Genomic DNA, 23630 nt, shown 5'->3' with positions numbered 1-23630 from the left:
TTGATATGGAGTGTGGAAGGCGTCACACTTCATATCAAGCCACAGCGCATTAGGTATTTGTAATAACATTCTTCTGCCTAACAATTAATTTGACCTAAAAATGGCTCAAGTCGAGTCCCTCAAACGTTCTTGTTACGAGACAAGCTTCTTACTCCAACTGAATCTTTGGTAGCCTATGTTCCATCAAGAAAAGAGCACCGGTTAAGCCAATTATGGAGAATACAACAGGTATTATGAAACCAAAATTATAGCCAATACTAATATCCACCATATGAAAATGATCTAATACTTTTCCGAAAATACTTGGCAGCAGCACAGCACTCAAAAATCCCCCGGTATTTGCAAATCCAGAAACCACGCCAACTTCATTTTGATTAAAGGACTTACGTACAATCACAAATGTTAAAGCACTGGCACCACTTCCATATCCAATCAAAAAGAAAAGAACAACGAGTACAGAGTAAGGAGGCTTCCCACTAAATAAAAGAAATGCTGTCCAACTACTCAACACAGTCACATGAACCATGATATAGGAACGTTTAATTGAGCCGATTTGAATTGAAATCCAACTGGTTAGTGGAGCTCCGATGATTGCCCCAATAAGACCAATCATAATGAGCTGACTAGCATGTGATCTTGTCATGTCATACATATCCATCCCATACGGAACAGCCCATGAACCGATAAATCCTATATACGTACCCACAACCCCAAAGTGACAAAAGAAGGTTGCCCATGCATGCGGATCCGAAAAAACTCGACGTAGAATAACGACTGGGTTCTCTCGTTTTAGTTCTATTTTCTCAATAGATTTATTTATGGGATGAACTTTATCCATTTGTTTCGGCCATTTAACTAACACAAAATAAAGAAGAGCTGCCCAAAGACATAATATAATCCCCATTGTAAAAAATGGCACTCTCCAACCAGTTAAAGAAATCCAAACCGAAAAAGGAACAGAAGCCAGCAAGAATCCAAAACTCCCTGTCATTCCCGCTATACCAAGCAAACCTATATATTCATTTACCTTAAACCACATGCTCAAAATCAAAACTAAATTAACCCAAATCGTAGCGTCTCCTACACCTACCAATAGTCTGGCAAGAAATAAAAATGACTCACTCGGGGCAATACTGTAAATTAAAGTGCCCACCCCTGTCAATAATGTCCCCCCAATCAGAAAAATATTGGGACCGAAACGGTCAGACAATATCCCAATAGGAATTTGTAAACTAGCATACGCAAAAAATTGAATACTTGTCAGTAATCCAATAGTTGAAGCCGTCACACTAAAATCTTTCATTAACTGATAGGAAATTAATCCTGGTGCTGTTCTTTGACTCACAATTAAAAAGTAAGCAGTCAATACTGTCGCAAAAACGACCCATCGATACTTGCTATCGTGCTTATCCAATATCACTACTCCCATTAATTCTATGATTTTGATAGTATACGCAATTCTTCGAACAATTGTGGTTGGAAAGGTATTGACTGTATCTTAAATTTCTCCAAAGAAAAGAAACCTTCATGTGTTTCACTCGCAACAGAGAAGGCTTCCATTTGTTCGAATGATTTTAGTTTGCTCCTGATTTTTTAAGATACTCTTAGATTTATGCTAAAATAAATACTTAGACTAGTTCAATATTCTACGCTAGAAGAATAGATGTCACAGTACATGCAAAACCCATTAAATAATAACTTGAGGTGAATGAATCTTGTCACGTCCCACAAATATATTACTAGGTTTAACAGGTTCAATTAATTTATTGAATATTTATCCTTACATAACTGAGATACAAAACCATTTTAACTGTCGAATGCATATTATGATGACACCATCTGCACAAACCTTTATTCCAGCAAGTACACTAATTCACAGTATAGATGGCAAAGTTTTTGTGGATTTAACTGAAAAAGGAGAATTTAAAATGCCTCATGTTGAGCTAACACATTGGGCAGACGTTATCATTATTCTACCCGCTTCAGCAAATACACTTGCTAAAACAGCCCATGGTTTTGCACAGGATATTGTTTCGGCAACAGTACTTGCTGCTGATACACCTACTATTTTATTCCCTAGTATGTACTTAGGCATGTGGAAAAAGAATAATGTACAACGTAATGTTGAAATTCTACGTGAAGATGGATTTATTGTATATCCTTCACCAAATCCAAATCATGGCGGCACCTCCATCATCACAGGAGGTTCAATACCAACACCAAAGGAAGTTTGCCGTTTTATTGCAGAGTATGTATGATTGTTTAACCGCTCCATGATAGGTTAGCGTAGGGGTCTGCTGTCTATAGCGAACCGGAATAGTATGACATAGAAGTTTCTTACCTTATAAGAAAAACCGGGCAAAGTACGCCCGGTCCTTTAAGAGAGAACATAGTATCAACTTTAGTTTCCGGTACGATTTCCGTTGCAGGTGGACGCTTTCCGTGGGGCACGCCTTCAATCTCCTCGTCACTGCGTTCCTGCGGGGCTTTCAGTTCGTGCTAGTCCCACAGGAGTCGCCACCTTCCACTGCAATCATTCTCCTATTTAAATTAACCATGATAATATATAGTTTAATAAATCGGCCGATATTTAATTGAAAGTACCCACATCTTTACTTAGATAGGATTACTAAACAAATAAATATATCACTACATAAACTTCACTTCCACTGAAATTCAAGAGGTTCTTATGTGCTTTAAAAAAGGAAATAACGTCTTTACATTTATAGGTTTTGCTTAAGTTCCACCGTGAAATTCTGTTTTAGCATGTTATTCTCCATATACTAAAAACACTATCAACACGGGGTTAGTGTTACCAATAGTTATATACTTTCTTATTCTGTAAAAAAAATCGGGCAAATTACACCCGGTCCTTTAAGAAGGGAAACCATAGAAACCCATTTATTCCCGCTACGGTGGACGCTTTTCGCGGGTATAGCTTCAGTCTCCCCGTCACTGCAAAGACAGTAGCTTTTGGCCAGCACCTTTCCTTCGGGGCCTTCAGCTCATGCACCTGCTCTTCAATCAAATAATATAGATGGCAACTACAATTATAGGTTGGTTCTATCTCTAGCTTAACTTAGAATCATTCGTGTCTTAGTAATAAGCAATTAATAGATTTTCTTGTTGGTTACTCTACTCACTTCATGGATTGTAGTGGAAGGCGGCGACTCCTACGGGATTAGCGGGACAGGCGAGACCCCGCAGTGGAGCGCCAGCGACCGAGGAGGCTTGTCGCCCGCCCCGTGGAAAGCGTCCGCCTGGAGCGCAAATCAGCGGTATCATACTAGAACTTGCTCGAAATACCGGATTCATGGCTCACTAAATTTATATACTTTCTTGTATTGCAAAAAAACGCTTGGATAATGAATCATATCCAAGCGTTTTTTGTTATTCTTTTTCCCTCACAGGTCCATCTTTAGAAGCGAACCAAAATGCCGTAATAAGTGCACCAATTAACACAATAAATGGTGCGTAAAATATTAAAAAACTGGTCATGTGAATGCCTCCTTAAGTATGATGATCCTTATTTCCACGAACATAATCTTTATTGAATAGAAACAGTCTTAACAATAAATACAACGATGGTAGCAATAGACCTAGCCCTGCAATAAACGCCGTAATTAAAGCAATCGCCATCGCTTCATTCGTGAAGCTATCGTATATCGTTAAATACGGATACAACAAGTATGGATAATGTGAGACTCCGTAACCGAAAAAGGCTAAAGCAAATTGACCCACTAACAATCCGAATGCAAGACCATATTTTTTACGTTTAAAGATGAACCACACTGTACCTATAAACAGTAAGAATGACAGTCCGAATACCCACCATAAATCGAGAATTCGTGCATAGTGTTCAGGATTATGACTTCGCAATTCGAAAATAATTCCGCCTGCTGTAACCATCGTTGGTAACGCCCAGATTAGCGCGTATTTACGTAGTAATTCAGTGGCTGATGTGTCTCCTGCTTTATTCGCATACCACGTTAAAAATACGGCTGAGATGTACAGCAACGCGGTTATACTGAGCACAAAAATACTCCAGGTTAAAGGACTTGTGAATAGTTCCCAGTAATCTAATACGGGATAGTCATTAACCATCGATATAAAACCACCTTCTGAAATCGTCAATACGATAGACAGCGATGCTGGGATGAATAAACCGGCCATCCCATACATGAAGGTGTAGCCTTTGTGCCCGTATGACCCATACATAGCAAATGCGTAATATGAACCGCGTATTGCCAGTAAGATAATCGCGATACTTACTGGTACTAATAGTGTTGTCCCGTAATAGAACGCTGTTTTCGGGAAGAACCCGATTACGCCAACAAAGAAGAACACGAGAAATACATTAGTTACTTCCCAAACAGGCGATAAGTAGCGTTGAATCACATTGGTTAAAATATGTTCTCTTCTGGTTAAAATGTTGTATGCATTGAAAAATCCAGCACCAAAGTCAATAGATGCTACGATGACATAACCGAACAAAAACATCCATAAGACGGAAATTCCGATAATTTCGAGTGTCAATGAATGTCACCGCCTTTTTCTTTACGTCGATCTTCAATTTCTTGTTCCACTGGATTCCTTTTGAACATGCGTCTTAGAACAACTACACTGCCGACTCCAAGAATCAAGTAAAGTCCAGCGAATAGCGCGAGCATGATATCAACTTGACCACTCGTAGTTGCCGCGTCTTCAGTACGCATGATGCCTCGTAACACCCAAGGTTGACGACCAACTTCCGCGAACCACCATCCCGCTTCAATCGCAATTATCGCCAAAGGTCCACCTGCAACAAGTAGCCAACGGAACCATTTAGTTTGAATAAATGACCATTTACGCCATGTTGCAAAAACAAATAACGCAGATAGAAATGCTAACCACATACCAATGGTCACCATAATATCGAATAAGTAATGAATATATAATGGTGGTACTTCATCCTCAGGAAATTGATCAAGTCCTTTAACTTCAGCGAATGGATTAGCATGTGCCAAGATGCTAAGTGCGTAAGGAATTTTAATAGCATACTTCACTTCGCCATCTTCTAAAACACCGTACATGATCAATGGAGCATTCTCTTCCGTTTCAAAATGCCACTCAGCTGCAGCTAATTTTTCAGGTTGGTATTCTGCTAAATACTTCCCAGAAAAGTCCCCGATAATCGCCGTTGCGATTGCGAAAACTAATCCGACTTTCATCGTCAAGAATAATGCTTTTTTATGATACACATGATTTGAACCTTTTAATAAACGGAAAGCAGCAATTGACGCTAACACGAATGCAGACGTCATGTATGCTGTTGACACGACATGAGCTACTTTTGTTGGCATTGCTGGGTTAAACATAGCAAGCAGTGGGTTAATATTGATTAATTCTCCATCTACCAAATCAAAGCCTTGTGGTGCATTCATAAAGGCATTTACTATCGTAATAAATACAGCTGAAAAAGAGGCCCCAACAGCCACTGGGATAAGTAGTAATAAATGTTTTTTCTGATTGTCAAATCGATCCCAAGTATATAAATAAATACCTAAGAAAATGGCTTCAAAGAAAAACGCAAACGTTTCCATGAATAAAGGCAACGCAATCACATTACCTGCGAGTTCCATAAAGTTTGGCCACAATAACGCCAATTGAAGACCAATGGCGGTTCCGGTCACTACCCCTACAGCTACCGTGATGACGAATCCACGTGCCCAACGTCTTGCTAGTAATATATAGTGTTCATCATTTTTCTTAATTCCCACCCACTGCGCAATCATAATCATCAGTGGTATACCTACGCCAATCGTGGCATAAATAATATGAAACGATAGTGTCAACTCAGTTAATACACGACTATAGAATACCGCCTGTTCATTGTCCACTTGATTTACCTCCTATTAACTTGTGAAAATCCGAACAAGTATTGATAACATCAGAATAGCTACTACGATAAATATAAGCCACATCAATCTCTTCTCTTGTTTCTTATACATGACGTCACCATCCTTAGTTGTTATCATACCCCATTTTCCTTCATTCAAAATAACGGGATGCATCCATTTTGTCACGGACTTGTGATAGAAATGTGAAAGTTATCAAAAAAATATATTGCGAAATTTCCGAATAATTAGTATTATAAGTAACTCATACTAAAAAAAGAGAGGTGATTAAAATGAAAACAAAACAAAAGGTGCTTGCGTACATTACAAAAGGCCAGGAACCGAATTTAGAATTACTCGTCTTTGAGCAAAAAAATGAGCCCGAAGCTGGCTTGCAAGTTCCTGGAGGCACAATTGAAGAAGACGAATTATTAATTGACGCGCTGTATCGTGAGATTACCGAAGAAACTGGCATCGCACGAGATGAGCTTTCATTTATGGGAAAACTTCATAAATACAATTATTATCCATATGGAAAGGATATTGTTTATGAACGTAATTTCTTTCAATTGGGATATGCAGGGAACCAAGAAAATTGGGAGCACGAAGTCGTAAGTGATGGAAAAGATAACGGTATGACATTTCAGTTTCACTTTGAACCTATTGATACGTTACCAAAGCTAGCAGGTGCACAGGATGGAGCACTTGAATTTCTACAGTAACAAACTTGAATTAGTTGAACTATCTTAAATATTGGAGGGATTTTGCTGTCTTTTTCAAAATTTATTAAATTCAAAAAGAGCGCTTCCCGGTCATTCTGGGAAACGCTCTTTCCTATTTATCTGGGCGATCTTGTTCACGAATATCATTTACCGGCACGAACATTTCGATATGACGATGTAAATTGGCAAATACAGCTGGTAAGTTGCCACCATATTCACCATCCAAATTCAACTGAACATGTGCTTCAGATGTCACTTTAATGTGACTCGCTTTTTTATAAACTACCAGTGGATCGTCTAAATGATTGCCACCAATCGCGAGTGTTGCTAATCGAATAAATTCCCCAATATGACACTTTCTCAAAATAAGTAAGGTGAATTTCCCATCATTAATGCTCGAATCCGGTGCAAGTTTTTCAAATCCTCCTACAGAATTTGTAAGTCCAATTAAAAACATCATGGCCTCATCTTCGAACACCTCTCCGTCATATTCAATACGAAGACGGCTGGCGCGAATAGAAGGGATCATTTCGATGCCTTTTATATAGTAGGCTAGTTGACCGAGCACCGTTTTTAATTTACTTGGCACATCATAGGTTAGTTCAGTCATTTTACCACCACCAGCAATGTTAATGAAGTACCGGTCGTTTACAAGACCGACATCTACCGGAATCGTTTCACCCGCTAATATGATGTCAACCGCTTTTTCTATGTCTCGAGGGATACGAAGTGCACGAGCAAAATCATTTGTAGTCCCCATTGGAATTAATCCAACCTTCGGACGATTTTCAAATGGACTGATACCTGCAACGACTTCATTTAGCGTACCATCTCCACCTGCTGCTATGACAAGATCAAATCCACGGTCAACTGCATATTTAGCTGCCTCAACCGCATCTCCTTCACAGGTCGTTGCGTGACAAGATGTTTCGTAACCAGCTTTCTCTAATTTTTCTAATACTTCTGGTAGATGCTTTCTAAATAATTCCCGACCAGATGTTGGGTTATAAATAATACGTGCACGTTTCATACACATTTCCTTCCTGCATTACATATTCATTAATTACTAGGACTATAAGCGCAACATAAAGTTCCATGATTACAAGAAAATCGGAAAGGGCAATTCACACAATTCCCCGTCATTAGTACCTTTGCAAGTCTCACTAGTTTATAACTCAATAAAAGAAGCCATGCAATGTTTGCCGGCTCCATTTTCTCTATTATATATTAATGCATGCACTTGGACAATTATGATTGTTTTTGCAGAGCTGCATAAAACTCTTTGCGAATGTCTTCATACACCCATAACCAGTATTCTGGAGTAGCTATATACTCTGCTGTAATCTTCTCTATAAATACTTTTTTTTCGTCATTATAATTCGAATCATCAGCTGCAGGGAGATTTTCACGAAGCCCCATCACATATTCTTGTAACTTCGGTGCACGTGGTCCCCACTTTGATAGGACTTTCCCATCTTCATTTATCAATAAATAGATAGGAATTGAGCGGCCTCCGTTTATTAAGTATTGGTCCATTAACTCTAAGTTTTGGTCTCGATACACAACTTTAACATCGATTTCTGCCGCTTCCGCAATGCGTCGCAAAATCGGGTTATTCAACATGGCATCGCCGCACCAATCTTCTGTAATCCCTAAAATTCTTGGTGATTTTTCTTTTAATAAAGCAATAAATTCGTCGTCCTGAGGAACTTGGAAATGTTCATAAATACTAAAACTATTGTCTTTATGAGCGTCCATTTTCTCCATATACTGTTGTATAGAAATGGCTTCATCAAAGTATTGTTGTTCAGTTTTCATTGTAGTATCTCCTCCTTGCCTATCAGTTTACTTGGTTCATTGTGATGAATCAAATTTCTAGTTGACAAGCTAATTAAAGAGGCATAGAGTTATCTATTATTTTGGATTCTTTGAAATAGGATGTGTATGTATGCATAAGATCAAAAAGAAGCGTTTTACTGTTTCACCTCCTCTATTAATTGCAGGAAGTTTTTTATTTTTAATCGTTGTGGGGACTCTGTGTTTAAAGCTTCCTTTTGCAACTACAACTCCTATTTCGTGGACAGATGCCCTTTTCGTTGCCACATCCGCCACAACGGTAACTGGGTTAAGTGTATTTGATCCAGGAACCACGTTAACTATATTTGGCCAACTTGTCTTATTGTTTCTCATACAATGTGGTGGTATCGGGTTAATGACATTTGCAGTTGCCCTACTGATTGTGCTTGGAAAGAAAATTGGCCTTCAACATCGTGTTTATTTGCAAGAATCTTTCAATCAAAACTCAGTTGGTGGTATCGTAAATTTAGTAAAGTTAATTTTAACCTTTGTTTTAACCGTTGAAGCCATTGCGATTGTCATCATGACACTGCATTGGTTGCCAAGATTTGGTTTTACGGATGCATTATATTTAAGTGTCTTTCATGTGGTTTCTGCTTTTAATAACGCAGGCTTCTCCTTATTTCCTGATAACTTAATCGGCTTCTCTGCTGATCCAATTGTAAATATAGTATTATCAGCATTGTTCATACTAGGCGGGCTTGGATTTACAGTCGTCATTGATATTTATCAAAAGAAGACGTTTCGCCAATGGTCCCTTCACACAAAAATGATGATTATCGGAACTATTATGATTAATGTTATAGCTGCGCTCACTATTTTCTTACTGGAATACGGAAATCCTGCTACGCTAGGTAATATGCCCTTATATGAAAAAATTATGGCCTCCTATTTTCAGGGAGTGTCACCTCGTACTGCTGGATTTAACACATTAAATATTGGTGTAATGGAAGATCCTACTCTCCTATTTACCATGTTACTTATGTTTATTGGTGGAGGTAGTGCATCTACTGCATCAGGAATTAAATTAACTACGTTTATTGTTGTCATTCTTGCCACAATTGCATTCTTGCGCCAACGTGGTGAACCAGATTTATTCGGTCGCTCCATTCGTATTGATACAGTGATTCGCTCACTCGCAATTACTACCATTAGTTTACTGCTCGTAATTGCCTTTATCTTTATGCTAACAGTTACGGAAAAAATCCCATTCTTGCCGCTCGCTTTTGAAGTCGTTTCCGCCTTTGGAACTGTCGGATTGTCTATGGGAATTACTAATCAACTTAGTGACTTAGGCGAAGTATTACTTAGTATGGTTATGTTTGTAGGAAGAATCGGTCCACTTACTCTATTCTTCTTACTAATGAAGCCGAAAAAAATTCATTATCGCTATCCATATGATCAAATATTTACAGGATGATGGAAATGGATTTACCATTCTGTGTGAGTAGATTTTCCAGTTAGCTTTGGATCACAATCCAGCTGCAATATAGCTTTGAAAAATGCGGTTAAGTGGATTTGTCGCTTTAACCGCATTTTTTCGTATAGTCAATCCTGCGGCGGTGCGCGCCTGCAACCTACATGCACATAGTGTTTTGAGTTTGGTAATTTAGAGAATAGACTCTAACTTTTTAGTAAGTATGCGGCCGAAGATACAATTTCGGCCTCTTTTTATGGTTTCGTATATTCTTTATGCTACGTATGAATGAATTTCACATAATGACGGGAGTCTAGAACCTCCCATAATTTTACTATTACAACGAGAACCGCGATTTTTACAACGTGAGTGTCTTTTTTTACAACGTCACCTTCCATATTTACAACGTGACAGCCAAAAATTACAACTGAGCTGTCGCTCGCCATCTCGTTTTGAAGAAACGAGCACGTTACAGTGTGTAATATCCTTCTTTGTAGTTTTGCAGGATTGCAAACAAGCAGAAAGCGTGGGATGCACACCCTCCCTAAAATCGCCTGATGGAAAAAGCCAAGGAATGTGACTCTGTCTGTCACAACCCTTGGCTTTTTTTCTCTAGGTTATGGTGCCGTTTAAAGCGACGCGAAAAAACCAGTCGACGCAGTATTAACCACTTCCCTCGTCCCTTCAATTCTTGAAGTTATGGTGCTGTGGATTCCCTCCATAGTGACACGGAAACGTAATTAGGGCACAAACAATGGCAAAAAAAAGCGACCCCAATAACCTGGAGTCGCTTGCTTCAATCTATCGTTTTGAAATTTCATCAAGTAAGATTTTATTAACAAGCGGTGGGTTGGCTTGTCCTTTTGTAGCTTTCATGATTTGACCGACTAGGAAGCCAATTGCACGATCTTTACCATTTTTATAGTCTTCAATTGATTGTGCGTTCGCATCAAGTGTTTTAGTAACGATGTCACGAAGTGCACCTTCATCTGAAATTTGAACTAAGCCTTTATCTTTAACGACTTGTTCAGCAGTTCCACCATTATCAGCAAGCTCTTTGAAAACTTTTTTCGCTATTTTCGATGAAATCGTACCATCGCTGATTAAATTGATGATTCCTGCTAATCCTACAGGCGTTAGCTTCGTATCATGTAACTCTTTTTGATCGACATTTAAGTATGCAGATACTTCACCCATCATCCAGTTCGATGCAAGCTTTGTATCGGCTCCTAAAGCAATCGTTTCTTCGAAGAAATCAGACATTTCTTTCGTCAACGTTAAGACCATTGCATCATAAGATGGCAAGCCTAATTCTTCAACGTAGCGTATTTTACGCGCATCTGGTAATTCAGGAATACTTGCACGGATACGATCCATCCATTCTTGGTCAATAACTAAATCGACTAAGTCTGGTTCTGGGAAGTAACGGTAATCATCTGATCCTTCTTTTACACGCATAAGCAATGTCTTGCCTGTCGCATCGTCAAAACGACGAGTTTCTTGTAAGATTTCTCCACCAGAAAGTAAGACTTGTGCTTGGCGCACTTCTTCATGTTCTAAGCCACGACGGACATAGCTAAATGAATTTAAGTTTTTCAATTCTGCTTTTGTACCAAATTGTTCTTGACCGTAAGGACGTAGTGAAATATTGGCATCACAGCGAAGTGAGCCTTCTTCCATTTTACAATCCGAAACGCCTGTGTACTGGATAATTGATTTCACTTTTTCCAAGTATGCATACGCTTCTGCTGGTGTGCGAATGTCAGGTTCCGACACGATTTCAATTAATGGCGTACCTTGACGGTTATAGTCGACTAGCGAATATCCTTTATCCGTGTGCGATAATTTACCAGCATCTTCTTCTAAATGCAAACGAGTAATTCCGATGCGTTTTTTGTAGCCGTCAACTTCAATTTCAACCCATCCATTTTCACCGATTGGTTGATCGAATTGAGAGATTTGGTATGCTTTTGGATTATCTGGATAGAAGTAATTTTTGCGATCGAATTTTGAGTGTGTCGAGATTTCACAGTTCAAGGCCATTGCGGCTTTCATACCGAAATCAATTGCACGTTTATTAACAACAGGTAATACACCTGGATATCCAAGGTCGATTACATGTGTATTGGTATTTGGTTCTGCACCAAAATGGTTAGGTGATGGTGAAAACATTTTTGATTCTGTTTTCAATTCTACGTGAATTTCTAAACCAATAACTGTTTCAAAGTTCATGATTGTGCTCCCTCCCAAATTTGAGGAGTTTCTTTATGGAAGCTCGTTGCTTGCTCGTAGGCATGTGCAACACGATAAATCGTTGCTTCGTCAAAGTGTTTCCCGATAATTTGCAGACCAAGTGGTAAACCTTCAGAGAAACCACATGGAATCGAAATTCCTGGAACACCTGCTAAGTTTACAGGGATTGTTAAAATATCATTTGCATACATCGTTAATGGATCAGCATTTTTCTCGCCCACTTTAAATGCTGGAGTTGGCGTAGTTGGGCCAATAATGACATCGTATTTTTCAAATACTTGATCAAAATCTTGTTTGATCAATGTACGAACTTGTTGCGCTTTTTTATAATACGCATCATAAGAACCTGCGCTAAGTGCGAATGTTCCAAGCATGATACGACGTTTTACTTCGTTACCGAAACCTTGAGCACGTGTTTCTTTGTATAAATCAATTAACGAATCAACGTTTTCTGCGCGGAAACCATAACGAATTCCGTCAAAACGAGCCAAGTTAGAAGACGCTTCAGATGAAGAAAGTAAGTAGTAAGTAGCTAAGCCGTATTTAGAGTGCGGAAGTGAAACTTCTTCCCATGTTGCGCCAAGTGATTCTAACACTTTTAGCGCTTCTAACACAGATTGCTTCACATCTTCGCTAACACCCTCTCCTAAATATTCTGAAGGAACACCTATACGAAGTCCTTTAATATCACCGGTTAATGACTCTACAAAGCTTGGTACATCTACATTTGCAGACGTTGTATCGTTTTCATCGACACCTGAAATTGCTTCAAGTAAAAGTGCATTGTCTCGTACGTTACGCGTAATTGGCCCGATTTGGTCAAGAGATGATGCGAAAGCTATTAGTCCAAAACGAGATACACGTCCGTAAGTTGGTTTCATTCCAACAACACCACAGAATGCGGCAGGCTGACGAATTGAACCGCCTGTATCTGATCCTAAAGAAAATGGTACTTCACCTGCAGCGACTGAAGCTGCAGAGCCACCTGATGAACCACCTGGAACTCGTTCTAAATCCCACGGGTTGCGTGTGATTTGGTAAGCCGAGTTTTCAGTAGATGAACCCATTGCGAATTCATCCATGTTTAATTTACCAATCGTGATCATACCAGCTTCGCGTAGTTTGCGAACAACTGTTGCGTCATAAATCGGGTTAAATCCTTGCAAGATTTTAGAACCACTTGTAGTTTCTAAACCTTCTGTTACGATATTGTCTTTTACGCCAATTGGTAAACCAAATAAAGGTCCACGTTCAGAAACAGGCACTTGGTCCATTTCTTTTGCTTGCGCACTTGCTTGTTCTTTATTTAATGCTAAAAAGGCTTTAACGTCGCCGTCTAAAGATTCAATACGGTTATACGCTTCAGCTGTCAAATCAGCAATTGAAAGCTCTTTATTATGTATCTTTGCTTGAAGTTCACTAGCTGAGTGGTTAAATAATGTCATGTGGAGTCCCTCCTTACTTCAAAATCAGTCTAAGATTGATGGTACTTTTACTTGGCCCGCTTCTTGCTCACGAACATTTTTCATCATTTTGTCACGGTCTAGTCCTGGGACTGACTTATCTTCACGCATGACATTTACTAATGGTAAGACATGTGTTGTTGGTACTACATTTGTTGTGTCTAGTTCATTTAATTGCTCAGCAAAATTAGTAATTGCCTCAAGTTGACCTGCAAACATTTCAGCATCTTCATCTGTAATGGCAAGACGAGCTAAATGGGCTACATGTTTTACTTCTTCTTTTGTTATATTCGCCATTTTTCACACCTCCGAATTCACAATCATACCCAATATCATATCATTTTTTACGCATAGAAACAGCATTTAAACTATTCCTATCTTTTGACTAGTCGTAAATGTGTACATACGGTTCAGTTTCATCAGCTTTTTTGATGACTAATGCTTCCGCTCCGTTAATCGAAGTGACATTTACTTCTACATGCATGGAAGCTGGGAAATGGTCCATCACCAGTCCGGTCATATATTGGGTGAAACCTACTAGTTCAGCCGCTCCATAAAATTGAATCGGTATTTCAATCGTCATTTTTTTAATGCTATCATCTTGATAGAATCCAGTTCCAACAACACTTGTATAGTTCGAAAAATACTTTTCTATATCTTGTTTAAAATTATTAAATGATTGGCCGACATCACGATATTTTTCCTCAGTGATGGGTTGAGGGAATAGTACATATTCTTCATTCAAGCTTGTCCAACCATCTAAAGCTGCTTTTCCTTTCGCTGCGACTCCGTACTCAAAATAACTGCCTGGAACAATCGAGTTACGACTCTCTTGTTTAAATATCCCCACTGTAATAGGGATGTTCTCCAGACCTTCCATTGCACGCATACGTTTAACAATTTCATTTGCCATCTTTCTACCATTTTCTTTGATTTTAGCCTGTGGAATTGACTCTTCGTACGTTGCACCAAAATCTTCTTTTTGATAATAGTAGTTAGAGTTCATGGCAAGTCCGATGGAAATACCAGCGAGTTGGATTTTATTATCTTTTGTTTTAACTAAATAGTTTTGTTCCACAATATGTGCCAAATACACAGGTGCAGTTTTGGCCAATTCAGCTGTCATATTGCCTTCCTTTGGTCGAGGAGGATTTAAGCCGAATTCTGATTGTGAACTTCTTGCTAACCATAGATTTAGTTCACTACTATCAAGAGTTTGACCTTCTTGAAAAAAGTAATCGTCTGGTGAAAACGTTCGTTGGGATAAACGAAGTAAACCGTTTTCAACTTCTTTTAAATCATATTTTGTATATATTTTGGAGACGACTAAACCTCGACTGGCACTTTGTTCATAAGGTAAAAGCGTACGGTAATATTGTTCAGATATTTGCACACTTGGAATAATTGCAGAATCTTCTTTGGTCTTTTCTGTTTCAGTGATGATTTCCGTATCTTTATCTGCATTTGGCATACATCCTGAAAGTAACGCTATAGAAATCATGGCTGGAATCCAGCTAAATCGTTTCATTATCGGAAGGGCTCCTTCACTGGTTTAATTCTTCAATCAGGCGATTTTCATCCCATACTGGAATGCCTAAAGTATTGGCTTTATCTAGTTTTGAACCTGCATCTTCACCAGCGATGACAATGTCTGTTTTTTTACTGACACTACCAGAGACGGTTCCGCCTACCTGTTCTATTTTCTCTTTTGCTTCTTGTCGTGTCAATTGTTCCAATTTTCCGGTTAACACCACTGTTTTACCAGTTAACACATGATCTAAGTTGGATAGATCTACTTTTTTTCCTGTGTAGGACAAGTTCACTCCTAGATCATCAAGTCGTTCAATTAAATCTTTCACTTTTTCATTGTCAAAATAGCTAATAACCGAATCTGCCATTTTGTCACCGATTTCATGAACCGCAACGAGTTGTTCTGGAGTTGCTTGCGCAAGTGTCTTCATATCTTCGAATTCTTCAGCCAAAATTTTGGCCGCTTTCTCCCCAACATGGCGTATTCCTAATCCAAATAACACACGTTCCATTGAATTTTGTTTCGATGCTTCAATTGCAGTGATTAGATTAGTGGCTGATTTATCACCCATACGATCCAGTTGAATTAATTGATCTTTCGTTAGCGTAAACATATCCGAGACGTCATGAATAAGTCCTTCACGAAACAACTGCTCCACTACTTTTTCACCGAGTCCATCGATATTCATCGCATTGCGTGACACAAAATGTATCAGTCCTTCAGTGATTTGAGCAGGACATTGTGGGTTCACACAACGAAGAGCCACTTCCCCTTCGATTCGAACAAGTTCACTTTCACAAACAGGACAATGAGTGGGCATTTTATACGCAGTCGAATCCTCTTTACGTTCTCCAAGTACCACCGCCACAACTTCAGGGATAATGTCGCCAGCTTTACGAATGATGACCGTGTCTCCAATGCGAACGTCTTTTTCACGAATCACATCTTCATTATGTAAGGAAGCACGTCCCACTGTCGTTCCTGCCACTTGCACCGGTTGTAGTATCGCAGTAGGCGTTAAGGCACCTGTACGACCTACCGTTAATTCAATATTGAGCAGTGTCGTAACGACTTCTTCAGCTGGGAATTTGTACGCCGTTGCCCATCTTGGACTTTTCGCTGTAAATCCTAGATCTTGTTGATGTACATAACGATTTATTTTAATGACAATTCCATCGATTTCATATGGTAAATTTGGTCGATCGGCTGTCCACTTTTCTATATACGCTTGTACCTCGTCTATGGACTGGCATGATTGTCGTTCCTTATTCGTTTGAAATCCTAAGTCATCTAAATAATCGAGAGCTTGTGCGTGACCATCTAGTTGATATGCTTCTCCGTCTCCACCAATTCCATAAACAAAAATGGCAAGGTTTCGACTTGCAGCGATTTTCGGATCAAGTTGACGCAAAGATCCAGCTGCTGCATTTCGCGGATTGGCAAATTTCTCTTCTTCGTTTGCCACACGAAATTCATTTAAAGAGTTAAATGATTTTTTGGGCATGTAGGCTTCTCCACGAACTTCAAGCGTGATGGGTTTTTTTAAACGTAAGGGAATCGAACGAATCGTTTTTAAATTCTCCGTAATATCTTCCCCAATACGACCATCACCACGAGTTGCCCCGCGAACAAAGACACCATCTTCATAGCTAAGTGAAATGGCCAAACCATCTATTTTTAATTCACAAACATAGGAAAAATCATCCCCAATATTTGCTCGAATACGTCTGTCAAAATCGTCTAAATCGTCTCGACCAAATGCATTTGATAAACTTAGCATCGGATATGTGTGTGATACTTTATGAAATCCTTGAAGAATCGTTCCTCCCACACGTTGAGTTGGAGAATCCGGATAAATTAAATCAGGAAATTCACTTTCAATTGCCATGAGTTCCTGTAAATATTGGTCGTAAACCGCGTCAGGTACGAGCGGTTGATCTAGCACATAATAGGCATAGCCTGTATCGTGTAATAGTTGATTGAGTTCTTTTACACGTTGTTCTAATTGTACTCTATCCATTGAATCTTTCCTCCACTCGATCATCTTTAATAACAGGTTTAAAAGTGGCATTATAAGAAGCAACAACTGCAACAGCTATTTTGAACGGAATTTTTAAACTACCTAGCATCAACCTTTTTCAACTGGTGCAAATTTAGCTAATAATCGTTTAATGCCGATTGGACTTGGGAAAGCAATATCGATTTCTGTGTTTTCACCTTCTCCGCGTACACTTACAACTGTACCTACGCCCCATTTTTTATGCACGGCTTTGTCACCGGTTGTCCATCCAAGCTTGTCACCGCCTGAAGTTTTATATTCAGGTCGTTCAACAGCTGGTCGTGTTGTGCTAGTAACAGCTCGACGGGTAGTTTTACTTTTTCCAGTTGCAGCAGACTTTTTCAAGATGACTTGTTCTACTATATCTTCTGAAATCTCCGCGATAAATCGTGAAGGATTGTTATAGCCACTACGGCCAAACAATGTTCGCGTTTGTGCACATGTTATATATAAACGCTCTTCAGCACGTGTAATGCCTACGTACATAAGACGACGCTCTTCTTCCATTTCGTCATTGTCGCCGATTGAACGGGAATGTGGAAAGACGTTCTCCTCTACACCAATAATGAACACCACAGGAAACTCAAGTCCTTTGGCAGCGTGCATCGTCATCAGGACCACTTTCCCTTTAGACACATCTTCATCATTATCTAACTTATCTAAATCTGAAATTAGCGCTAAATCAGTTAAAAATGAAACGAGTGTTTTATCTTCGCTGCGTTCTTCAAACGCTTTGGTTACAGATAAAAACTCTTCAATATTTTCCATACGACTTTCTGATTCAATGGTCTTTTCATTGCGCAGCATGTTACGATACCCGCTTTTATCTAACACTTGTTCAACGAGCTCTGTGACAGAAAGAAACTCCTGCATCTTACTGAATCCATCCATCATTTGGTGGAATTTAGCTGCTTCGTTTGCAGCTCTAGCAGGCAAGCCCATGAAGTCTACTTCTTGAAGTGCATCAAAAATTGAACGATCTTGTTCAAATGCAAATCTTGCCATTCGTTCAAAGGAGGTGGCCCCAATGTTTCGCTTTGGTTCGTTTATGACACGTGCCAGCGCTAAGTCATCTTCATTGTTGGCAATTAATCGTAAATAACATAGTAAGTCTTTAATCTCTTTGCGGTCATAGAACTTCGTACCGCCAACAATGGTGTAGGACATATTTGATTTAAGTAATACTTCCTCCATCACTCGAGACTGTGCGTTGGTACGATATAAAACTGCGAAGTCATCGAAACGACGATTGTCTTTTTGCATCAATTCTTGAATCGTTTTGACAACAAATTGTGATTCCTGCTGTTCGTCATATGCTTTATAGAGATTTATCTGTTCGCCGGGACCATTATCAGTTCGTAATTCTTTTGGAAAGCGACCCGTGTTATTTCCAATAACATCATTGGCTGCCTTCAAAATATGCTTGGTTGAGCGATAGTTTTGCTCAAGCATAATGACTTGTGCCTTTGGATAGTCTTTTTCAAAAGACATGATATTTTGAATATCTGCTCCGCGCCAGCGATAAATTGATTGATCCGAGTCACCAACTACACATAGGTTATTGAATTTCTTCGCTAACATCTGTACCACTTCATATTGGGCTTTATTCGTATCTTGGTACTCATCGACATGAATATAGTGAAATTTATTTTGATAAAACTCCAAGACCTCTGGGACACGTTTGAAGAGAGTTAAAGTTGTCATGATTAAATCATCAAAGTCGAGGGATTGATTTTTACGAAGACGTTTATTATACGCAGTGTAAACTTCTGATGCTGTCTTCTCAAACGGATTAAATTGATTTGCTTGACCCGCAAATGTTTCGGCGTCTATGCACTCATTTTTTGCAGAGCTAATTACATTTAACATCGAACGTGGATCATATTTTTTCGGATCAATATTTTGGTCTTTTAAAATACGTTTAATCACGGTTAACTGCTCCGATGTATCTAAAATAGAAAAGCTTTTTGAATAACCAAGTTTATCAATGTCGCGGCGTAAAATACGCACACACATCGAGTGAAATGTCGATACCCACATACTATTTCCTGTACCATTTCCAAGTATTCCATCTATACGATTACGCATTTCTTTTGCCGCTTTATTAGTAAATGTAATGGCTAATATTTTAGAAGGATATACTTCTTTTTCTACGACTAAATAAGCGATTCTATGCGTTAATACACGCGTTTTACCTGAACCCGCTCCAGCCATGATAAGAAGAGGTCCTTCAGTTGCCTTTACAGCTCTTTCTTGTTCGGGATTCATCCCTTTTAATAAATTCTTTACAACAACTTCCATAGTGCACCATCCTTTTTACGAACGCTAGTTCTTTTATTATAAACTGCTTCAGCCAATTGTCAAAGTGACACGGTATGCACAGCTTTCACTGTTTCTAATGCTTCATTTAAATTATCATAGAGATGATTTCCCACCACAACTGTGTCGGCAATCCTTGCCATTTCAGTCGCTTGTCTCACTGAAGTTATACCTCCACCATAAAATAAACGAGTCTTCTTTAACACATTTTTTGCTGCTCTTACTATGTTAGGATCGCCATAAATACCGCTATATTCCACATAAAAAATGGGCAGTTTAAAATAGTGTTCCGCTAATCTTGCATGGGCAATCACTTCACCCTTAGATAAATCTGTTTGCGCTTCGGTAACCTGTGCTACTTTACAATCTGGATTTAAAATACAGTAGCCTTCTGGTACAATTTCATCCCAGTTCATGAAGTCACCAAATTCTTTAATTGCTTCCACTTGCATGTCTTTAACCCAAGTAGTTTTTCTACTATTTAGCACAGTAGGAATAAAGTAAAAATCAAATCCTGGTGTAATACATTCTATAGTAGAAATTTCCAGTGCAACCGGCACTTTATATCTTCTAACTCTTAACAATAAGTCCAACACTAAGTCATGGGTCACGCCATCTGTTCCGCCAACTAGAATGGCGTCTGTTCCAGATTGACACACACGCGTTAGCGCTACATCTGAAATTTCCTTTGCAGGATCTAGTTTAAAAACATGACGCCAATTTAAATACTCCATGTGCTCCCACCTAACGTAATTCTTTTACACTAATCTATTAGCAGAAAAACACATCTTGCAGCCACAATGGTACAAGATCATGTAATTTCTTATTGTGATATCCGAAAATGTACATTCACTTATCAGTATAACAAAAAAACTGAACAGAGATGGTCTCTGTTCAGTACTTTGGAAATTGAAAAGGTTTTTCATCTGGATATAATCTGCCAAGCATTTCATCATACGTATCGTTCCCATAATCGAAACAACGACGCACGCGTGAAATAGTTGCGGTACTAGCACCAGTCTCATTTTTAATCACTTCATACGTTTTCTTCATACGTAACATATGTGCAACTTCGAAACGCTGTGATAGCGATTGAATTTCGCTAATGGTACATAAGTCATCTATAAATCTATAGCACTCTTCCATATCTTTTAATTCTAAAATCGCTTTGAACAGCTGATCTGTTTGGTGACCACGAATTTTATCTACCTGCATGGTATTGACCTCCTTTTTCAGCTTGCTTTTATAGTGACTAGGGTGTGAAAGTAACCGTTTGGTCTATACCAGTTTTAACTAAATGAATCCAAGATTTCCCCGGAACGAGTTTAGCAGGTTGGCCGTTTTCCATTGGAGTGAGCACTCCATCTACTTGTTTCCATTCAATTTCTCTCATATACCCAGCTTGGAATAAATAGCCTTTCCCTCCAGAAGTTAAATCGAGTTGTTGACGGCCTGCTTTATCAATCGTTTGATGAACAACTTCAAAGAACATAACATTAGCTAAGAGAACATCTTCCAAAGAATCGTGATCAACTGTTACAGTCCCACCCGATGAACGATTGTATTGTTGAGTAATTGTATCATATGAATACACATGGTGAAAGTCTTCACTATTACCATAGCGGACATCAATCACTGTCGCAAGTTCAGCAGGGGGTACGTCCTGTACAGACTCATAAAACGAAAGCACAGGGGGTTTTTCATTTTCGGTTCGAGCCCCTATTTTTTCAATGCCGTCGATTACATTTTCACCAGTAATGTATGAATTATGTGGCGCTACTTTTTCACTTGAACGTTTAAAGAGCGTTCCATCGTACTGCATGCCATTAATGTTATCCACTACACCGTTTTTTAACATCTGTTTTGCTTCAGGACTATAGCCATGTGCTACGTAAAATGCGTCGAGTCCTGAAGCTATATTAATAAAGTAATCTCTCGCACTTCTTACAGGTCCAATATTTTCAGGTAGTTCACTTTGGTACAAAGCAAGTAACCTTGTAATGTTTCCTTCAGCTACCATTTCATAAACAATATCAGCACTCGCAATGCCCGACTGAGGTCTTGCTTTCGGATGGTTGTTGATGGTTACAATCACTGCACGATTTGTAAATTCATCTTCAGAACGTTCTCCAGAAAAAGGTGAGACATAAGGCAAGGAAACATCTTCCTTTTCAACTGTATCTTCTAGTAAACTTTCTTCTTTTTCTGCTAAAGTTGGTTCATCTGCTTCGACTATTTCTTCTTTATCTTTTGAACAGCCAGAAACTAGTAGAACTAAGATAATCATAAACATCCACTTTTTCATTTTTAGGCTCCCCCTTAAGATCTCATGAATGAAGGAAACAAAACGGACTTTTTCATTACATCAAAAATGCCACGTTGTGTAATTCGTACATACGGTAGATGAGTAGATTGTAAAAATAACAATGTATAGATTGCATCTCCGTGTATATACCCTCGCTCCTTTAATGCTGTCTTTAAGGCTAATTCTTGTACGATTAAATCTTCTATTGATTCATTAGACAAGCTTCCACCTATTGCCAGTGGAATATGTGAAACCACTTCACCTTGCTCAACAAGTACAATGCCGCCTTTCATGCGTTTCATTTCATTAAATGCTATGAGCATATCTTGACGATTTTTTCCTATAAGGATGATATCCCCTGTATTGGAATAAGAAGTTGCAAACCCCATCACAGAAGTCGCAAAGCCTTTGATCATCGTGTTTACTCGCCACTTTCCTTTGCGATCAATGAGCATTAAATAACTCTCATCATGCTCTGTACTTAATGTAGTTTCTCCCGTATAAATCGAAACGCTGTATGGTTTGGTAATTACGTCGTTTACCATTTCAATTCCAAATGGCATAGAAAATTCAAAATCACCATCATGCAAATCGAAAGGTAATTCTAATTCACCTAGAGCAGACCAATCTATTTTCGGTAACTTGTGAACTTGTTTCCCGTCTTTTTTTAACCATACACCTTTAGATAGTACGCTAACTGGGACAGGTTTATGTTCATTTTCCAAAAAGTTTAACGTCGCAAATCTCCCTGTGGCAATAAGGCCATGTAAGCTTGTCATATTGTAATAACGTGCCACATTATAAGATGCCATATGGTAAGCATCTATTGGCTCAACTCCAGCATCTAATGCTATTTGAATACATTTATCCATTACACCATCAATATGGAAAGAGGGTGTTGAACCATCCGTAGTCATCATTAAATGGTCAAATACATCTAGTCCTTTATCCACAATATCTTTTAATAAATGTGGTAAATCTGGACGAATAGACGAATGCCTTAACGTCACGGCATAGCCATGTAACAAACGACGTTCGACTTCTTCAACTGTCATCGCTTCATGGTCTCCATCAGCTCCAAGCAAACGCATACGTGCCAACGTTTTTTCTGATGCCCCTGGAAAATGACCTTCGAGTTTTTTGCCTTTCATTTTAGCCGATTGTAACCAGTACAACATTTGATCGTCACCAGCTAATAAACGTGGCCAACCAGTCAACTCTCCGCCCAAAAGAACTTCAGGTCTGTCTAACCATTCACCAATTGATTTTGTCGTAAATAAATCATCTTCATTTTCTAGTTCTGTTTGTGAATCAAATCTTGCCCACCAATAGAATGAAAACGGCAATTCATTTAGCTCATCAAGAATTGTAAACGCTTTCTCATTTTCAAGAAATAAAAAGAGGATTAGATTGTCTGATAGAAAAGTAGTAGTTCCTAATTGAGCTGCATAATCTGCGAATGATTGGGGATGATAAAGTTGGAATGGATGAACATGAGGTTCAATGTAGCCTGGTACAATAACCTGTCCCCCTGCATCGATTATTTCTGCGTCAGTCGTCATTACTGGCATTTCTGAACCTGCGTAAACAATACGATCTTTAGATATCCAAATATTTCCTTCTACCCATTTTTTCAACACGCTATGTAAGTATTTTGCGTTTATAATAATTTTGTCAGGACTCGCTTTTCCATCAATCATACTTAATTGATGACGAATTTCACTAATTTTCCACGACGTGTGTTGCATGTCATCCATTCTCCTTTCACGTACTGTTTTATTTTTTATACTAGCATAACAACTTCAGACTTTAAAGAAAACTATTGGAA

Annotated in this window: 20 protein-coding genes; 3 read left to right on the top strand and 17 right to left on the bottom strand. The window is 38.8% G+C overall.

Annotated elements, in window-relative coordinates; all coding sequences use genetic code 11:
- Positions 1 to 148: 148 nt before the first annotated feature.
- A complete protein-coding gene (locus E2636_RS02715; protein ID WP_134208777.1) occupies positions 149 to 1414 on the bottom strand; it encodes an MFS transporter in 1266 nt (421 codons plus the stop codon).
- Between the two features lie 301 nt (positions 1415 to 1715).
- On the opposite strand from E2636_RS02715, the gene E2636_RS02710 reads away from it, so the two are divergent.
- Positions 1716 to 2258: a flavoprotein gene (locus E2636_RS02710; RefSeq protein ID WP_134208775.1), complete on the top strand. Its 543-nt coding sequence runs from the start codon at positions 1716 to 1718 to the stop codon at positions 2256 to 2258.
- A gap of 1132 nt (positions 2259 to 3390) precedes the next feature.
- Here E2636_RS02710 and cydS read toward each other — a convergent pair.
- Genes cydS through E2636_RS18860 form a run of 4 tightly spaced genes read right to left on the bottom strand, consistent with a single transcriptional unit; the run spans position 3391 to position 6065 of the window.
- A complete protein-coding gene (gene cydS / locus E2636_RS19625; RefSeq protein ID WP_017381733.1) occupies positions 3391 to 3498 on the bottom strand; it encodes a cytochrome bd oxidase small subunit CydS family protein in 108 nt (35 codons plus the stop codon).
- 12 nt (positions 3499 to 3510) lie between these two features.
- Positions 3511 to 4536, bottom strand: coding sequence for a cytochrome d ubiquinol oxidase subunit II (locus tag E2636_RS02705; protein ID WP_134208773.1), 1026 nt, complete (start codon positions 4534 to 4536; stop codon positions 3511 to 3513).
- Positions 4533 to 5879 carry a cytochrome ubiquinol oxidase subunit I gene (locus E2636_RS02700; protein WP_134208770.1) on the bottom strand — a complete coding sequence of 449 codons (1347 nt, stop codon included), beginning with the start codon at positions 5877 to 5879 and terminating at the stop codon, positions 4533 to 4535. The genes E2636_RS02705 and E2636_RS02700 overlap by 4 nt, the downstream gene beginning before the upstream one ends.
- A 15-nt stretch (positions 5880 to 5894) precedes the next feature.
- Positions 5895 to 6065, bottom strand: a complete 171-nt coding sequence (locus E2636_RS18860) for a hypothetical protein (RefSeq protein ID WP_166669454.1) — start codon at positions 6063 to 6065, stop codon at positions 5895 to 5897.
- A gap of 104 nt (positions 6066 to 6169) precedes the next feature.
- Here E2636_RS18860 and E2636_RS02695 point away from each other — a divergent pair, with 104 nt between their 5' ends.
- A complete protein-coding gene (locus tag E2636_RS02695; RefSeq protein WP_134208768.1) occupies positions 6170 to 6598 on the top strand; it encodes an NUDIX hydrolase in 429 nt (142 codons plus the stop codon).
- A 112-nt stretch (positions 6599 to 6710) separates the two neighbouring features.
- Here the strand turns inward: E2636_RS02695 and E2636_RS02690 are convergent, their stop codons facing one another.
- Positions 6711 to 7628 carry a diacylglycerol kinase gene (locus tag E2636_RS02690; protein WP_134208766.1) on the bottom strand — a complete coding sequence of 306 codons (918 nt, stop codon included), beginning with the start codon at positions 7626 to 7628 and terminating at the stop codon, positions 6711 to 6713.
- Positions 7629 to 7846: 218 nt separating this feature from the next.
- A complete protein-coding gene (locus E2636_RS02685) occupies positions 7847 to 8416 on the bottom strand; it encodes a thioredoxin family protein (RefSeq protein ID WP_134208763.1) in 570 nt (189 codons plus the stop codon).
- Positions 8417 to 8546: 130 nt separating this feature from the next.
- Between E2636_RS02685 and E2636_RS02680 the strand changes: the two genes are divergently transcribed.
- Complete coding sequence (locus E2636_RS02680) at positions 8547 to 9875, top strand: TrkH family potassium uptake protein (RefSeq protein ID WP_134208761.1); 1329 nt, start codon at positions 8547 to 8549, stop codon at positions 9873 to 9875.
- Positions 9876 to 10673: 798 nt separating this feature from the next.
- Here the strand turns inward: E2636_RS02680 and gatB are convergent.
- From gatB to E2636_RS02625, 10 genes are all read right to left on the bottom strand, one after another.
- On the bottom strand, positions 10674 to 12104 hold the full coding sequence (gene gatB / locus E2636_RS02670) for an Asp-tRNA(Asn)/Glu-tRNA(Gln) amidotransferase subunit GatB (protein ID WP_134208757.1): 1431 nt from the start codon (positions 12102 to 12104) through the stop codon (positions 10674 to 10676).
- Positions 12101 to 13570 (bottom strand): Asp-tRNA(Asn)/Glu-tRNA(Gln) amidotransferase subunit GatA, encoded by a 1470-nt coding sequence (gene gatA / locus E2636_RS02665; RefSeq protein WP_134208755.1) that lies wholly within the window; start codon positions 13568 to 13570, stop codon positions 12101 to 12103. The genes gatB and gatA overlap by 4 nt, the downstream gene beginning before the upstream one ends.
- 24 nt (positions 13571 to 13594) lie before the next feature.
- On the bottom strand, positions 13595 to 13885 hold the full coding sequence (gene gatC, locus E2636_RS02660; RefSeq protein ID WP_017381722.1) for an Asp-tRNA(Asn)/Glu-tRNA(Gln) amidotransferase subunit GatC: 291 nt from the start codon (positions 13883 to 13885) through the stop codon (positions 13595 to 13597).
- A gap of 88 nt (positions 13886 to 13973) precedes the next feature.
- On the bottom strand, positions 13974 to 15116 hold the full coding sequence (locus E2636_RS02655; protein WP_134208753.1) for a CamS family sex pheromone protein: 1143 nt from the start codon (positions 15114 to 15116) through the stop codon (positions 13974 to 13976).
- A gap of 16 nt (positions 15117 to 15132) precedes the next feature.
- On the bottom strand, positions 15133 to 17139 hold the full coding sequence (ligA, locus tag E2636_RS02650) for an NAD-dependent DNA ligase LigA (RefSeq protein ID WP_134208751.1): 2007 nt from the start codon (positions 17137 to 17139) through the stop codon (positions 15133 to 15135).
- A gap of 108 nt (positions 17140 to 17247) precedes the next feature.
- On the bottom strand, positions 17248 to 19479 hold the full coding sequence (pcrA, locus tag E2636_RS02645) for a DNA helicase PcrA (RefSeq protein ID WP_134208749.1): 2232 nt from the start codon (positions 19477 to 19479) through the stop codon (positions 17248 to 17250).
- A 59-nt stretch (positions 19480 to 19538) separates the two neighbouring features.
- Complete coding sequence (gene pcrB, locus E2636_RS02640; protein ID WP_134208747.1) at positions 19539 to 20231, bottom strand: heptaprenylglyceryl phosphate synthase; 693 nt, start codon at positions 20229 to 20231, stop codon at positions 19539 to 19541.
- Positions 20232 to 20391: 160 nt separating this feature from the next.
- Positions 20392 to 20712 (bottom strand): YerC/YecD family TrpR-related protein, encoded by a 321-nt coding sequence (locus tag E2636_RS02635; protein ID WP_017381717.1) that lies wholly within the window; start codon positions 20710 to 20712, stop codon positions 20392 to 20394.
- Between the two features lie 37 nt (positions 20713 to 20749).
- Positions 20750 to 21802, bottom strand: a complete 1053-nt coding sequence (locus E2636_RS02630; RefSeq protein ID WP_134208745.1) for a DUF3048 domain-containing protein — start codon at positions 21800 to 21802, stop codon at positions 20750 to 20752.
- Positions 21803 to 21816: 14 nt separating this feature from the next.
- Positions 21817 to 23550, bottom strand: a complete 1734-nt coding sequence (locus tag E2636_RS02625) for an adenine deaminase C-terminal domain-containing protein (protein ID WP_134208743.1) — start codon at positions 23548 to 23550, stop codon at positions 21817 to 21819.
- Between the last annotated feature and the right edge of the window lie 80 nt (positions 23551 to 23630).

This window comes from Paenisporosarcina antarctica, assembly GCF_004367585.1.
GTDB classification, from domain to species: Bacteria; Bacillota; Bacilli; order Bacillales_A; family Planococcaceae; genus Paenisporosarcina; species Paenisporosarcina antarctica.
This window is presented reverse-complemented; position numbering and strand designations above follow the sequence as displayed.